The organism is Streptacidiphilus pinicola (assembly GCF_003258295.1).
Classification (GTDB): domain Bacteria; phylum Actinomycetota; class Actinomycetes; order Streptomycetales; family Streptomycetaceae; genus Streptacidiphilus; species Streptacidiphilus pinicola.
On sequence record NZ_QKYN01000067.1, the window covers coordinates 1 to 14,645 of the forward strand.

At 68.6% G+C, this 14,645-nt stretch carries 14 protein-coding genes and 1 pseudogene; 9 read left to right on the forward strand and 6 right to left on the reverse strand.

All coding sequences use genetic code 11. From position 1 onward, the window contains the following. The first annotated feature begins 300 nt into the window (after positions 1–300). Together DN069_RS17375 and DN069_RS17380 are read left to right on the forward strand one after the other, a co-directional pair. A complete protein-coding gene (locus DN069_RS17375) occupies positions 301–840 on the forward strand; it encodes an NUDIX hydrolase (RefSeq protein ID WP_243639360.1) in 540 nt (179 codons plus the stop codon). Positions 841–1,211: 371 nt separating this feature from the next. Next, positions 1,212–2,114 carry a phosphorothioated DNA-binding restriction endonuclease gene (locus tag DN069_RS17380; protein ID WP_111501931.1) on the forward strand — a complete coding sequence of 301 codons (903 nt, stop codon included), beginning with the start codon at positions 1,212–1,214 and terminating at the stop codon, positions 2,112–2,114. A 556-nt stretch (positions 2,115–2,670) separates the two neighbouring features. Here DN069_RS17380 and DN069_RS17390 read toward each other — a convergent pair. The 3 genes from DN069_RS17390 to DN069_RS17400 all read right to left on the reverse strand — a co-directional run bounded on the left by DN069_RS17390 (position 2,671) and on the right by DN069_RS17400 (position 4,378). Next, on the reverse strand, positions 2,671–2,898 hold the full coding sequence (locus DN069_RS17390) for a hypothetical protein (protein ID WP_133259946.1): 228 nt from the start codon (positions 2,896–2,898) through the stop codon (positions 2,671–2,673). A 157-nt stretch (positions 2,899–3,055) separates the two neighbouring features. Next, positions 3,056–3,538: a hypothetical protein gene (locus tag DN069_RS17395; protein ID WP_207892178.1), complete on the reverse strand. Its 483-nt coding sequence runs from the start codon at positions 3,536–3,538 to the stop codon at positions 3,056–3,058. Positions 3,539–3,700: 162 nt separating this feature from the next. Further along, complete coding sequence (locus DN069_RS17400; protein WP_111501933.1) at positions 3,701–4,378, reverse strand: anti-sigma factor family protein; 678 nt, start codon at positions 4,376–4,378, stop codon at positions 3,701–3,703. Positions 4,379–4,669: 291 nt separating this feature from the next. On the opposite strand from DN069_RS17400, the gene DN069_RS17405 reads away from it, so the two are divergent. The 3 genes from DN069_RS17405 to DN069_RS17415 all read left to right on the forward strand — a co-directional run bounded on the left by DN069_RS17405 (position 4,670) and on the right by DN069_RS17415 (position 7,431). After that, the gene (locus tag DN069_RS17405; protein WP_111501934.1) at positions 4,670–5,209 is read left to right on the forward strand and encodes a COG4315 family predicted lipoprotein; all 540 of its coding nucleotides are present in this window, start codon (positions 4,670–4,672) and stop codon (positions 5,207–5,209) included. A gap of 377 nt (positions 5,210–5,586) precedes the next feature. After that, positions 5,587–6,438, forward strand: a complete 852-nt coding sequence (locus DN069_RS17410) for a class I SAM-dependent methyltransferase (RefSeq protein ID WP_111501935.1) — start codon at positions 5,587–5,589, stop codon at positions 6,436–6,438. Positions 6,439–6,639: 201 nt separating this feature from the next. Continuing rightward, a complete protein-coding gene (locus DN069_RS17415; protein WP_111501936.1) occupies positions 6,640–7,431 on the forward strand; it encodes a TrmB family transcriptional regulator in 792 nt (263 codons plus the stop codon). Between the two features lie 149 nt (positions 7,432–7,580). Here the strand turns inward: DN069_RS17415 and DN069_RS41625 are convergent, their stop codons facing one another. Beyond that, positions 7,581–8,012: a YegP family protein gene (locus DN069_RS41625; protein WP_243639362.1), complete on the reverse strand. Its 432-nt coding sequence runs from the start codon at positions 8,010–8,012 to the stop codon at positions 7,581–7,583. Positions 8,013–8,131: 119 nt separating this feature from the next. Here DN069_RS41625 and DN069_RS17425 point away from each other — a divergent pair, with 119 nt between their 5' ends. The 4 genes and pseudogenes from DN069_RS17425 to DN069_RS42850 all read left to right on the forward strand — a co-directional run. Continuing rightward, positions 8,132–8,410, forward strand: coding sequence for a hypothetical protein (locus DN069_RS17425; RefSeq protein ID WP_111501938.1), 279 nt, complete (start codon positions 8,132–8,134; stop codon positions 8,408–8,410). Between the two features lie 449 nt (positions 8,411–8,859). After that, on the forward strand, positions 8,860–10,080 hold the full coding sequence (locus DN069_RS17430; RefSeq protein ID WP_111501939.1) for a serine hydrolase domain-containing protein: 1,221 nt from the start codon (positions 8,860–8,862) through the stop codon (positions 10,078–10,080). 78 nt (positions 10,081–10,158) lie between these two features. Continuing rightward, positions 10,159–10,881, forward strand: coding sequence for a class I SAM-dependent methyltransferase (locus DN069_RS17435; protein WP_111501940.1), 723 nt, complete (start codon positions 10,159–10,161; stop codon positions 10,879–10,881). 66 nt (positions 10,882–10,947) lie between these two features. Further along, positions 10,948–11,040 (forward strand): annotated as a pseudogene (locus DN069_RS42850) (IS982 family transposase); the annotation flags it as partial. Between the two features lie 394 nt (positions 11,041–11,434). Here DN069_RS42850 and DN069_RS17445 read toward each other — a convergent pair. Both DN069_RS17445 and DN069_RS17450 read right to left on the reverse strand, forming a co-directional pair. Further along, positions 11,435–11,806 (reverse strand): hypothetical protein, encoded by a 372-nt coding sequence (locus DN069_RS17445; RefSeq protein WP_111501941.1) that lies wholly within the window; start codon positions 11,804–11,806, stop codon positions 11,435–11,437. A gap of 231 nt (positions 11,807–12,037) precedes the next feature. Continuing rightward, positions 12,038–14,317 carry a M4 family metallopeptidase gene (locus tag DN069_RS17450; protein WP_243639364.1) on the reverse strand — a complete coding sequence of 760 codons (2,280 nt, stop codon included), beginning with the start codon at positions 14,315–14,317 and terminating at the stop codon, positions 12,038–12,040. Positions 14,318–14,645 lie beyond the last annotated feature (328 nt).

The window sequence follows — 14,645 nt, forward strand, 5'->3', positions numbered from 1 at the left end:
CCACGGGCCGGCGCCCACACGCCCACCCCCACCGCGGACACACCGCTCTCAAGGGCCGCCCACCCGCCAGCCGCGTCCCCAACCTCACGGGACAGAACAACTAGCCCACGAATACAAGTTGAAAGGAACGCTCGGAAAAGGGGGCACAGCGCCCGCTTGGTAGTCGCCGCCGCACCGGGGTTGCCCGTTGCGTTCGACGGCCCACTCGCGTGCCGCACGCAGGGTTGCGAGGGTGTCCGCCGACGGCCTCGACAACTGCTGCGGCCCGGTGGTGTCGGTGGCGGTATATAGCCTGTCGAAGTGATCCGTAGCGTGTTTGAGCAGCGTCCGCTTGATGCTGCCGTCGCTGACGCCGGGAGCGCGATGCTGGACTTCGACCGGGCCAGGGCCTGGTTGCGCTCCGCGATGGTTGGCGCCGTGGAGCCGTTGGGCGCCGAAGTGTGGGTCCTGGATACGGCCCTGGAGCAGATCGTGCTAGTCAGGCATCCGTGGCGCGGGATGGTGCCGCCAGGTGGCAAGGTCGAGCCGGGAGAGTGTCCGCGTGAGGGCGCGGCCCGAGAGCTGGCCGAGGAGACCGGCCTGCGGCCACGGCTGTTGGAGCGGCCCGCCGCGGTGGCGGTGCGGTCGTTCGGCCCGGGTCTGCCAGTGACGCTGTCCCTCTCCTATGCCGCGATCGGCGACCCGGAACAGCCTCTGATCGCGGAGGACGGGCAGCCCGCAGCCTGGATGCGGCTGGACCAGGACTGGGACAGCTGCTTCCCCGATGACGTGCAGCGCATCCGACAGTACGTGAGCCTTTTGAGATCGGGTGCTGACGGATGGCCCCCTTCTGCTGGTTAGCCGAAGAGCCCGCGGTCGTGTTTGGTGGTGAGAGGTAGTGCGGGGGCGCTTCAGGGAGCCCGACGGGATAGATGCCCATGCTGCCTCGGGCAGGTAAGGGTGCGGGAGGGCGATCCACTCGTCCTCGAGGCGGCCCACCGGATCGTGGGCACGCATGCCGATCACCTTCTACAGCAGGGGTCTCATCCGTCCCCCTTACCGTCCTTCGCGTCGATGGAGGTGAAGTGGCGCGTTGATCATGTTTCGGCCGCACCCCCAACAGCCCTTCAGTCGCGGTCGTGGAACCTGCGCGGCCCGCATCGGGCGGTCAACTGAGGAGACGGACGCATCCCGAGGACCTGCCACTGCACGCGACCGTAGGATCTTGGGCCATGGACTGGCTTGAGCAAACCGCCCGGCTTCGTCAGTGGACCGCGGGCGGGGTCCGGGCGCCCCACAAGCCGCTGCTCCTCCTCTACGCCCTCGCCCGTTTCCAGCAGGACCCCGACGGCGAACTGCCCTACAGCACCGTCGAGACAGCGCTCGGCGATCTGCTCGTCGAGTACGGGCCCAGCCGCCGAACCAGCCCCGCGTACCCGTTCCACCATCTCGTCAACGACGGAGTCTGGGAGGTGCACACCACCAGCGGTCCCGGAAGCCCCGGAACCGGCGTCCGCGAGCTGCGAGCATCGGGCGCCACCGGCCGGCTCGCCGAAGACCTCCGCACCTCGCTCCGCCGTGACCCCTCGCTACTTCCACGCATGACCCGCGTCCTGCTCGACCTGCACTTCCCACCCTCCCTGCATGACGACCTGTGCCAGGCCATCGGCCTCGAACTGGAACCGGCCAAGACCGTCTCGCTGCCAGACGGCCCGCGATCGCGGCAGCGCGACGCCCGGATGCGCGAACTCGTACTGACCGCCTACGAGTACCAGTGCGCCTTCTGCGGCTACGACGGACGGATCGGCACCGTCCCGGTCGGACTCGAGGCCGCGCACGTGCGCTGGTGGGCCTTCGACGGCCCCGACGCAGTCGACAATGGGCTCTGCCTGTGCTCACTGCACCACAAGCTCTTCGATAGGGGTGTCCTCGGCCTCGCGGACGATGACACCATCACGGTCTCCCAGCGCTTCGTCTCCCGCAGTCCCGCCGGGCGCCAGGTGCTCGACCTGGCCGGCGGACCTCTCCTTGGCCCCCAGTTCGGAACGGAGCGCATCCATCCCCGACACCGCGCATGGCACGCCGAGCAGGTGTTCCACGGACTCCCCCGACCCCGAGTGCCCGCTGGACCATAGTCAGCCACCCCAGGGATGCGTTTCCAGGGGGCGCTGACGGTTCACCTCACCCGTAGGGACTTCCGCAGGATTTCGGCGGCCACGAACTCCACTCATCCAGCATGAGCACGGAGAAGGCGACGTAACGGTGAGTAGCATTCCCCGCGTCCGACTCCGCAGGCCCGGAGGAAGTCCCATCTCAGTCTCCGAGACACCACCCTCGCGGATGCTGTGGGTGCCGAAATCCCCGTCCGTGCAGGTCAAGCGGCGTGCCGGTATTCGTGGAGGACTCCGCCGAGTCGGGGCAAGGTGAAGCTGGCTCTTGCAAACATCTCGGGTGCCATGATGATCCAGGCCACCGTCCCCAGCGGGCTGGGTCTGCTGTTCACCAGCTGGCAATTCAACGCCGCCCTGCTGTGATCCGGGATCATCACGCTGGCCGCGATCGTCCACCTCCTCGCCACCATGCCGGACCACAAGCTCACCCCCGCTCGACTCGCTGCCGCCGCGGGCCTCTACGGCATCTTCGGCCTCGGGCTCGTCCCAATCCTCAGCTGACCGGGGATCCACAGTCGGGTCAGGGCGGTTCGGATGTGTCGTCGGTGCGCTCCGCCGGTGCCGAACCGCGCTCGAATACCTCGCAGCAGCGCCGGCACACCTGCGCGCCCTCGATCCCACCAGCTGTCCCGGTCAGCGGGCGCATTTCGGCGTTGGGCGACAGCATGCGGTGGCACAGCGCGCGGCTGCCGTCCGTCTCCGGGACGATGTGCCAACGCACTCCGGCCCCAACCCCGTACTCGGCCATCAAGGCGACCATCGCAGACCACTCCAGTCAGTGGGATCCACCCCCATGGGCAGTTACCTCCCGTGCACTCCAAGCACCCACGGAGCACAGAGTCGTCGGTGTGAGAGAGCGCCGGCGGGGGCCCCGTGACGGCCGGTTGCCCTCCTCCTCCCCCACGTCAACCACCTCGACGAGCTTCGGTATCGGGGTGTTGGTGCTGCCGGTGCGCGAGGAGCAGGCCGCATGCGGCCAGGGCGGTCGCAGCGGCTTCGGCTATCAGGGACAGGTTCTTTTCGGGGTACCAGACGGGTTCGTACATGTTCCGCAGTGGCCCGAGCGCACCGACGTCGACGTAGCGGTACAGCAGCACGGCGGCCACGCCCGCGGCCGCCACGAGCAGCGCGAACAGCCACACCAGGCGCCGCGTACCGAACGCGATCAAGAGCAGTGCGGCCAGGGCCGCTGCCGCGGCTTCGATGCGGAAGAGCTGGCCCTGGCTGATTCCCTGGCCACTGAAGTCGTAGGTGGGCGCCAGGTCGGCGTGCACGTAGGCGTCCACCCCGAGTCCGGCGGCGGTCAGCAGGCGTAGCAGCCACAGGGCCACCACACCGGTGACCGCGATGCCAATGCCGGGCGCGGCGGTCGTATGGTCGGGCGGCATGGCGGCCTCCCCTTCGCTGCTTGCTTGGCGGCGTGTGTCGTGGCTGGGGTGCATCAGGCCATCCCCTTTCGGCCGACTCCTGGTCGGCGCTCTGCTGTGGGGACTACGCGGACCGCGACCTTTCGGTTCACGCTGCGCACGACTGGGCGGAGCGCGGTGTGGTCAGGTCTGCGGTAGCTCGACCAGGAGTCGGCCCGAGGCGTCGAGGACGTCCATCCTGCTGATGTCCTGCGGGCTGATCGAGGTGGAGGCGGGGACACTGACCGCCGTGGAGTAGCCCGACGCCCAGGTGGCCGCGGTCTCACTGCGGCCGTCCTGGGCGTGCACCACCAGACGGCAGGTGATGGCCGGAGGCAGGCCGGTCACCTTCAGTTGCAGCGCGGTGCCCGACTGGTCGGGCGTGAGCGTGGCGGACGCCGAGATACCGGTGACCGGGCTGGTGGCGGACAAGGTGAACGCAGGACGGGCAGGTCCGGACGCGAAGGCCCCGAAGTAGATGCCCAGTCCCGCGCCGAGTGCCGCCGCAGTGGCGGCGATGCCGGCCAGGAGTCGACCGAGCCGGTTACGGCGCCCCCAGGAGAGGGCGAAATGGCTCCCTCCGTCCGCAGCCGTGCGGCCATGTGGCGGCGTGTCCTTGGTGGGCTGCCAAGCCAGGGCCGGCGCTACGGAGAACTCCTCGAAGGGCGTGTGCCGCAGCAGCCCGACCAGCGGTGCGAGTTGCAGCAGTTGTTCCTGGCAGCGCGGGCAGCCGGCCACGTGCCGTTCGACGGCCGCGTGCTCGGCGGGGTCCAGGGAGCCGAGCAGGTAGGCGCTGAGGGAGTCGTTCTCGCTGCACGCCATCGTCCGCTCACCCCATCCCACTTTCGGCAGCGCTTGCAGAATCTGCAGGTTCGGCACGGGCGATGACGTGGGCGAGCGCTGATCCGACACGTTCGTGCAGGTGCCTCACCAGGGATACGCCCACCACGCGCGAGCCGTTCAAGAAAAATCGCTCCATTCGGGATGAAGAGAAGAAAATCCTGAACCCGCACACACCCTCGTGCGTATCCCCAGCAGGACCCGCCCTGGCGGGCCGGCGGACCGACCGCTTCGCACCAGGTGTCGCGGCGGCCCCGACGGAAGAAGTTCGTCATGAACCGTGTCTTCGCCATCGCAGCCGGCGCGGTCGCCGTGGCGGCCCTGGCCGTGGGATGCAGCTCCAGCACCAAGAACGCGGTCGTCTCGCCCCCTACCGGTGGCTCGTCGACGTCGAGCGCCGCCCTGCACACCGCGAGCACGAAGTACGGGCAGGTCCTTGTCGACGGGTCCGGCCGCACGCTGTATCTCCTGACCGCGGACACCGGCACGAAGTCGACCTGCTACAGCACCTGCGCGTCCATCTGGCCGCCCGACGCCACCACGGGGATACCGTCCAACAGCGGCGTCACCGCCTCCATGGTCGGCACCACCGCACGCACCGACCACACGACCCAGGTCACCTACCACGGCCACCCGCTCTACACGTTTGCGCACGACAGCAAGGCCGGGGACGTGAACGGCGAAGGCCTCAAGACCTTCGGCGGCACGTGGTACGTGGTCGGCGCCGACGGCAATCCGGTCATGGGCGCCCCGGCGGCCACCACCCCGAGCCCCTCAGGCGGCGGTTCGGGAGGCGGCGGCTACGGCTACTGAGTACCAGACGTCGCGAACACCGGGCGGCACGATGCATGAGTAGGCACCGTGCCACGGCCGCGGGGTGAGCGGACCACCCCGCGGCCGCCAACGACGGGCCCAGCCGTGCGCGCCCAACCCGGGCGATCACGCCTACGACGACCCGACGAGCTCGCTTGGGTGCATCAGCGGCCAAGATCTTTTCCCCAGGTACGGCCAGTTGTCGGCCCCCATCGACGGCCAGTTCGAGTGGCACACCAGGAAGCGCCGTGACATGCCGTCATGACACCGCCCCGGGCATGGTCGTAGGCGGTAGATGCGCGCCTGCCCGGCTGGCCGCACATGAGCCTGGATCCAGTCATAGGGGCCCCTTGGAATCGATCGCCTAGGCTGGCGCGGTGACTGATGAGCAGGAGCGGGTGCAGCTGTCGGGAGTGTGGGCCACGGCGGTGGGAGTGGCCAGGGTGCGGGCCCTGGAGACCGAGCGGGAGAACGCGCTGTTCCGCGACCCACTGGCACAGGCCTTCGCCACCGCCGGCGGTCTGTGGCCCTCCTCGCCACCGCTGCCCGATGACGAGGCCGCGCGCCGCCGCCGGCTGGCCGTGTCGTACTCCATCGTCATCAGGACGAAGTTCCTCGACGACCTGTTGCAGCAGGCCTCCGCGTCCGGGGTCCGGCAGGTCGTGCTGCTCGGCGCCGGCATGGACAGCCGAGCCTTCCGGATGGACTGGCCCGAGGGCACCCGGCTCTTCGAGGTCGACACCGCAGTACCACTGGACTTCAAGTCTCCGGTGCTGCGTCAGGAGCGGGCCGTGGCACGCTGCGAGCGGATCAGCGTCGCGGTGGATCTGCGTGAGGACTGGCCGGCCGCGCTGGCCGCCGCAGGGCACGACCCGGCCGTGCCGACCGTGTGGATCGCCGAAGGACTGCTGATCTATCTGCCCGAGGACGCGGTGGAACTGCTGCTGGCCCGGATCAGCGCGCAGTCGGCGGCAGGCAGTTGGATGGGGCTGACGTTGGGCTCGCGCGGCGTGATCGAGCGCTTCGGCGCGGACGCCGTGCCGGGATCGGCGGCGTCCATGTGGATCTCGGAGATGCCCGACGACCCGGTGGGCTGGCTGGCCGGGCACGGCTGGGAGGCCAGCAGCCACACCCTGCGCGAGTGCGGTGCCGCCTACGGCCGCCCGATCAGCACCCCGCCGCAGCGCGAGGAACGGCCCGGCGGACTGATCGCGGCCGTCCGCCGGTAGAGCGCCTCCCCCCGGTTCGCTGGATAATCGATTCCGACCGAGGTCCGCCTCCTGCAATCCCCTCGCCAGGGCCGACGCCGCCCGGCAAGCGACTCCCGATCCCGGCAACGTGGACGGTTCGCCTTGCCTAAACCCTTGCCTCCTCAGTAGTTGAATGATCACCGCTCGCAACCGGATCCCCGGTTTTGATATGACTGCGTCATGAAGATGGCTGGGTCATTCTGTGAAGACGCACTCGAAGCCCTCGGCCTGGGCTCGTACGCATCACGGGCCTACGCCGCGCTCGCGAGACTGCCCCACTCCACCGCCCCGCAACTGGCCGACGAGAGCAAGCTCCCACGTCAGCGCATCTACGACGTCCTGGACTCACTAGTCGACCTGAAACTGGTGGTCAAGGCGCCCGGCAAACCGGCGACCTACCGCGCGGCCGATCCCATGGACGCTTCCGCCGCGCTCCTTCGAGGACATCACGACAGACTCACCCAACTGGAGGCCATGGCAGCGGATCTCGTCACCGAGCTGCGCCCCGACTGGCTCGCGGCCAGAGCCGCGCCCAAGCGCCGACTCGTACCGGACAGGAAGGCCGGCCCTCAAATGGAGCATTGGCGCGACTATGCCACCCACTCGGTGCTCGTCACCGCCTGCCCACCGTTCGACGGCCTCCGCGCCCCCGACTGGGTCCACCAGGTCCACGCCTTGACCCGCGCCGGAGGCACGGTCCGCTGCGTCTACCACGCCGACCTGCTTAACGACACCCATCTGCTCAATCGCGCCGCTGCCTTCGCCGCGGCCGGCGAGCAAGCGCGGATAGCACCACGCGTCCCGATCCGAATGATCCTCACCGACAGCGGGCGCGCCCTGGTCGCCCTTCCCTCCCACGTCTCTGACGTTGCGTCAGGGCCTGTCCTCCTGGTCGATGACGCCCACGCAGTCCAGGAGCTGCAAACCACCTTCGATCAACTCTGGGATGGTGCCGCCCCATTGAGTACCTGAGCACCGACATCGACACCCAGCCCAGCCTGGCTCAGCGCACAGGAGGCCGTCAGGGAGCGGCCGGGCAAGGACCTGATCATAGGCGGCGAGCAGGTCGGCCTCCCACTCTGGTGCGAACCTGGCGCTGACTTCTGTGAGGATCTGGCCGGTCACGTGCGCGCCCGTAACGCTGCCTTGGCTTCCACGATGTCAGCCTCCGCCGCGGCGCGCTTCACCGCTTCGCACCCGCGCTCGGCGCTGGCCTTCGTGGGGTGGGACTCCCCGACGGCGACGATCTCGCCGTTGCCAGCCTTGAGTCGAAATCGCCACTGGTGTGCTTTGTCTCCGTAGACCTCGAGGTGCGCCGGCATCGTCACGCTGATCCCACCGCCGTCCGAAGCCGACGAGTTCTGTGCCGTAACCGGTTTACCGGCGAGAGAGTACGGGATCACCAGTACGGCCGCGCTACCCCCAGCCCCGAGATACCCGTGAGGCGAGCCACGCCGCCAGTGCAGCCGCCGATGGCGCTGCTGTCGAACAGCCCGGTCCGGGATGCCGCGTTCATCCTGCCCAGAGAGCGCACGAACCTGGGTCTGACGCAAGCTCACCATGGTCACGTTGACTGCCCCGAGGCCCAGACAGCAGGTAAGAACAACTTTTCGAGTCCTCCACCCAGAACGCGGTGTCCCAGAATCCGTGGCAGCACAACCCACCCACCCAAATGGACGCCGCCGAAGGCCGCTTGATCGTAAGGGCCGGGCACAATCTCACCCAACGCAAAACGCAGGAGGGCATTGTGACCACGGAGCCGACCATGTTCTGCCGGGGCTGCAACCGCCAGCGGCCCTGGACACCGTTCGAACGCTGCTCTTGGGAATGCTATGACCAAGATCGCGACGACCCCGCTGAACACCAGGCCATGCAGCTTGCCGCGCCGCAGGCCTTCGCGTTCTTCATGGGGCCCGCCTCCGGTTGGCAGGCCGACGACCCCAGCACGTAGGCCCCGAGGTGAGGCAAGGTCAGTGGCGGGGCATGCTGTCCAATGCGTCTGATCACCCGTCGCCGCAAGGGGCGGATCACAGCGCGACGGGCCGGGCCGGCTTGCCACCCGCGCAGGAGACTGATGACCGCCTCACCCCGGCTGGAGAGCGACTTCTTTGCCACCGGGACCCGCCATCGCCTGATCGATTGGAAGCTGCTGCGGCGGGTCGGGTGAAGCTGACCGACGAATCGGACTAGGCGAAGGGCTAACGTGTGGCCGGCCTGCCAGCGATGCTCGCGCTAATGAGCAGCGGTGCGGCGCCGGCCCACCGGTGCCGTCGGCTCCGTCACGGTCGAGAACCCGGACACCACGGGCCCGGGGACGCTCACCCGCTGACGGTGCGCCATCAGGGTGGCGGTGGTGGTGTCCTGCCGGGGTTCCGAAGCCGGGAGTGCTCATGGTGAGTCATGACAAGTAAGCGAACCGCACTGATGTGCGCCACCGCTCTGCTGCTCGCCTCCACCGCCCTCCTCACGGGCACCACCGCATCCGCCGACCCAGCAGCGCACCGCGGGTACGACTGCCTCGCCTCGCCCACCCCGGCGCGCGGCGAGGCACGCACCATCCTCGACATCGTCAAGAAGGACCGGCGCGACCTGAAACTGCGGGCGGTCGTGGCCCGGGTGACGCAGAACGGCCGCGACGTGTGGACCGGCGCGCTGGGGCCGTCGATGACGGACGTGCCGGCCCGCCCGGACATGCGCTTTCGTGCCGGGTCGGTGGGCATCAGCTTCATGGGCACGGTCCTGTTGCAGCTCGTCGACGAGAAGCGGGTCCGCCTCGACGACCCGCTCTCGAAGTGGCTGCCCTCGGTTCCGCATGCCAAGGAGATCACGCTGCGAATGCTGGGCGACACCACCAGCGGGTTCCAGGACTACGTCAAGAACCCCGCCTTCGTCGCCGAGCTGGTGTCACACCCGTTCCGGCACTGGACACCCCAGGAGCTCCTTGCCTACACGAGACCGAAGGACCTGCTCTACAAGCCCGGCACCAACTTCAGCTACGCGCACGGCAACTTCCTGCTGCTGGGCGAGGCGCTGGAGCGGATCACCCACACCCGGCTCGACCATCTGCTGGAGCAGCGGATCTACCGCCCCCTCGGCCTGGACGCGACCTCGAACAGCTACACCCCCGACATCCCTACCCCGGTGCTGCACGCCTTCTCCGCCGGGCGTGGCAAGTACGAGGAGACAACGTTCTGGAACCCCTCGTGGACGACGGCCCCGGGCGCGGTCATCACCATGGACATCTGCGACCTCGCCCGTGCGGGCGCCGGCATCGGCTCGGGGCAGACACTCACCCCCAAGGGCCACCGGACCCTGCTCAACCCGGGCACGATCGGCCTCGGTGAGCCGACGCAGCGATGCCCGCACTGCATCCATGGGACGAAGGCCGCACACTTCGGGATGTCCGTGCTGGTCGTCAACGGCTGGATCATTCAGAACCCGTCCTTCACCGGATACGCCGCGATCATGGCGTACCTGCCGTCCAGGCACCTGTCGATCGCCGTGGCCGCGACCGACACCGCCGACACCAACCCGAACATCACCAACCTCGCCCAGAACGTCGCCGAGGACATCTCCAAGCCACTCGTGCCGAACGACCCGCTGACCCTGGGCCCCTTCTAGACGACTGATTCCAAGGGACGAGCCGGAAGGAAAATCGGTAGAGGCACCCGGGAGAGGCTGGGTAGCGTTCTGGCTTTGATGACTGACTCCTGGGACACCATCGCCGACTGGTACGCGGAACTCCTGCGGGCTGGCTCCGCTCTGAACGACTTCAATCGTGACGTTCTACTCGACCATCTCCCTGATGCGCTGAGTGACCATCATGTCCTTGATCTCGGGTGTGGCGAGGGGCTCATCGCCCGTGCGGTGGCCGCCCGTGGGGCTTCTGTCGTGGGTATCGATCCGTCGCTGCGCTTGATCGAACATGCGCGGAGCGCTGGGACTGCCGGGCCCGGCACGGTGACCTACACCGTCGACGACGGATGCGTCCTTGGCACAGTTGCCGACGACTCGGTTCACTGGGTGACTGCTGGGCTGTCCCTGAACCACGTGCCCGACCTCGATGCCGCGCTCGCGGCTGTACGGCGGGTGCTGAAGGCCCGGGGCTCCCTCGCTTTCAGTATCCCTCACCCCTGTTTCGAAGCGCCTGACGCGACTTGGACACCGGTCACCGAGGGTGCCGTCCGTCGGGTGATCGGGCACTACCTCGCCGAAGGCTTCTGGCGCTCGGACAACCCCCAGGCCGTCCGCCGGGCCGGCAACCAGCACCGGACGCTGTCCACGTACCTGACCGCATTGCTGCGGCACGGCTTCCTCCTGGAAGCCGTCACCGAGCCAGCCCCATCCGTCCAGGTGGCGGCTCAGCAACCACACAGGAGCGGGCTGCCCCCGTTCCTTGTCATCCGCGCTCGCCGCGCTTGACTACAAACCGGTGCCAACCGCATCCGTTCGACAGCAAAGCAGGACGAGGGATCCCAATGTCTGTGTGTGAAGACTGACTTGGACTCCCTCGCGACCGCACTTTACGTCAAGACCGACGACTTGCTGAAGGATTCGCCGCAGCTTGCCCCCTGGCGTCCGGAGACGTCGACAGGTGGCGGTTGCGATCACCGCGACTCCCCCGAGCCACGCCGCGGCACGGCCCGGCGGGAACTGGTCACCGTGCGCGTACGGTGACCAGCACGCCCCACCCGAAGAAACCGATCACCGCGGTGCGCGTGGCTAGGAACATGGAATCGGGCGACCTCACCCAGCGCCGGCCCCGAACTGATCGGCGCCATCGGTGGCATCGGAATCACGTTCACGGCGCCGCCCTCTTGGCCCATCCGCGCTGCTCAACGCCGTGCGAACCGCCAGGCCACGCACGACGACGGGGCAGGAGGCGACGGCCAGCGCGGTCCCTCCCTGTCGCAGCACTGCACCAGAACGCACTCGGCTCGCGGCAGCTGGTGAGCGAGACCATTCGGGCCGACTCTCATGCCGGGGCGAGCCCAGCGAAGTACAGGAGCTGACGTACCAGAGCCATGCTGGCTACCGGCTGGTCCGGATCGGCAGGACAGTCGGCGTAGCTGATCCGCGCGGTGCCGACGGTGAGGATGTAGTGGTAGGCGTCGGTGCATCGGCTGGGCGCTGGTGTGCGGCCTGCCTCAGAGGCGAGTTGCGGATCGGCTGCAAGGGTCATCACAGCCGCTACCTGAACGGCGGTCAGTTCTCCGGTGGTCTGGGCACCCGCTCTGTCGGTGACGGTCCATGCCCCGCGTGGGTCGAGGAACACGGTGTCCTTGAGGCCGGCAAAGCCGCCGGTCCGCTGGAGGGTGATCGGCGGCCAGTGATCGGCGCTGGGCATGTTGTCTCCTACAGGGCCATGGCGGGCCGTTCCGGCGTTCTGGACACCGCACGCCGTGGTCATCAGAACGCTCAGCACCAGCCCAGTTCGGATCACGGCAGCCGCCAGTCTCGTCTTCATGGCTTGCCTCGCACGGTCATGATTCTCCCTTGCCCCGAGATGTGCGATGCGGTGCGAACCTCGTCCGGGACCGTCGAGGCGACGGTCCCGGACGAGGCGGTGTCGGACGTGTCAGCTCACGCTGACGTCGTCGAAGAGGGTGTAGGTGGCGTCGCCGCTGTAGTTGTCGTCGTGCGAGGTCAGGGTCAGCGTGTAGCTGTGCCCGGCGGTGACTGGCGCGCTGACCTGGGTCCAGCCTGAACTGCTCACGCAGGTCTGGGCCAGAACCGTAGTTGTGGTGCCCGCGGTGTTGTCGTTCAGCGTGGCGGTCGCCCAGTCGTAGGCGACGGTGTCAGGGCAGGTGACGTTGTACCAGAACGACAACGCCGTGTTGCCGGTGGCGGCGGTGAAGGTCTGCGCCGCACTCGAGTCCCCGTTGGTCGCCGAGGTGCTGCCGAGCCGCGCGGCATAGGTCCCGGAGTGGGCACCGCTGTTCACGACGGTGGCCGAGGCGCCGGAGGTGGTCCAGCCGGAGAGGCTACCGGTCTCGAAGCCCCCGTTGGTGATGCCGGGGCCGCCTGTGCCGCCCACCGTCAGCGCGAAGGTGGTCGTGCGCGTGGTGGAGGCTCCGGCGCCGGTAATGGTGACCGTGGATGCCCCGGCGGGTGTCGAGGCCGCGGTGGTGATGGTCAGCTGCGAGGTGCCCCCGGCCGCGATCGAGGCGGGGTTGAAGGAGGCGGTCGCGCCTGCGGGCAGGCCGGAGGCGGAGAGGTTGACCGTCTGCGCGGTCCCGTTGGTGAGCGTGGTGGACACGGTCGTGGTCAGTGAACCGCCGGGGCTGACGGTGCCGGAGCTGGGCGAGACGGCCATGGAGAAGTCGCTGGTGCCGCTGGTGCAGGTCGGGTCGCCGGACTGTGCGGGCACGCTGACGGCGTCCCAGGCGGCCTTCACGGTGTTGAACTCGACGCAGGACGCGTCGAGGTTCTTGGCCGCCTGCAGGGTCCAGGTGCGGTAGGACAGGTAGTCGCTGGCTGAGGTCTTCATCAGCTGGGCGTTGTAGACAACCTTGAGGGCGTTCTCCACGCCGATCCCGGTGACGCTGGAGCCGTTGCAGGTGGGGCTGGTCGGGCCGCCGGCGGGGTTGCTGCCCTCGGCGAGCAGGTAGAACCAGTGGTTGCCCGGCCCGGCTGCCGCGTGCACCTCGGCGCTGGGGATGCTGCTGTCGTAGCAGTTGGGGTCGTTGTTGACCAGCGAGGGGTTGTACATGTTGCGGATCGGGCCGCTGCCCACCAGGTTGATCTGGTCGCCGACCAGGAAGTCGGGGACCGCGTAGGGCGAGGGCTCGTTGAGGAAGAACTCGGTGGAGGCTCCGTAGACGTCGGCGATGAACTCCTGGGTACCGTTGCCGGAGATACCGCCCGGGGTGTGGTCGTCGATGCCGTGGCCCATCTCATGGGCGACGACGTCGACCGCGCTGATCCACTGGTTGGCGTTGTTGTGCCCGATCTGGACCTGGGTGCCGTCGTAGAAGGCGTTGACATCGGCGAGGCCAACCCGGATCGGCCAGGCGCCGCCGTTGCCGTCCATGCCGTTGCGGCCCAGCCACTGTCCGAGCATCCGGAACTCGCCCTGGGCGACGTAGAGGGCGTCGACGCAGCCGGTCTCCCGGTTGGTGGCGTCGCCGTTGCCCCAGGTGTCGGTCGACTTCGTGAAGGTGGTGTTTGTCGCGGCGTCCTGGCAGGGCATGTTGGCGATGCCCGGGCTGTCCATGGAGTACGAGCCGCCGGAGGCGGTGGTGCCGATGGTGAGTGGCTCGGGGCCGTTCCACGCACCGGTGCCGCTGCCGTGCGCCACGTGTTCCTGAGTGCGCAGAACGCGCCCGGTGTGCGCGTCCACGTCCACGCTCAACCGGCTGTAACCGTCGGCGCCCACACCGTCGACCGTGGTCTCCCACGCCAGCGCGGCGGGCGCCGAGCCGAGCGCGTCCACCACCAGTCGGGTGCCCTCGACCTTGGACACCGACCGCAGCTGCGCCGCGGCCACGGAGGCGGCCTTGGCGCTGCTCACCGTCGGCGTGACCGACAGTTGGCCGATGGCGTGCTGCTGCGCGACGGAGTGGAACAGCACCTGGCCGGCGCTGTTCGTTACCACCACGAAGTCGCCGCCGACGACGGGGACACCCGCGTAGGCGCGGTCGTAGGGCACGTACTGCGTCCCGTTCGACGAGGCGACCGCGTGCCGAACGAACTGCTCGTTCGCGCTTGCGTGGAGGAAGGCCGGTCGGCTGGCGACCAACGTGTCGGCGCTTCGGGCGGCGAGCGCCTGGGCGGTGTTCGGCGAGGGCGGTGGGACGGCGGTGGCAGCTGGTGCGGTCGTGGCCAGCGCGGCACCGATCAGTGCGGCCGCGGCCAATCCGGCTAAGGCGACGCGGGGTCGCGAAATGCCCATGGAGATCCTCAACTCTCATATCGTGTGCATGTCAACGAATGGAGCACACGCCGGGATTCGGCGCGGAGGAACCGACGGCTTGTCACCACAAGGCGTGGTGTGCCGCATTGCCATCAGGGAAGCAGGGCGTGCGCGCCTGCGTCAATGGGATTCACAGGAAATTCATAGCCACGCAGGTCGGCCGGGGTCCCAGCCACTCCAGTCGAACAATCCAGAAGCCTCGCGCCACACCCCGGTCTGCCAGCCACGACCGGACACCCGGCCGCCATCCGCACTCTTGTCGGCCGGACAC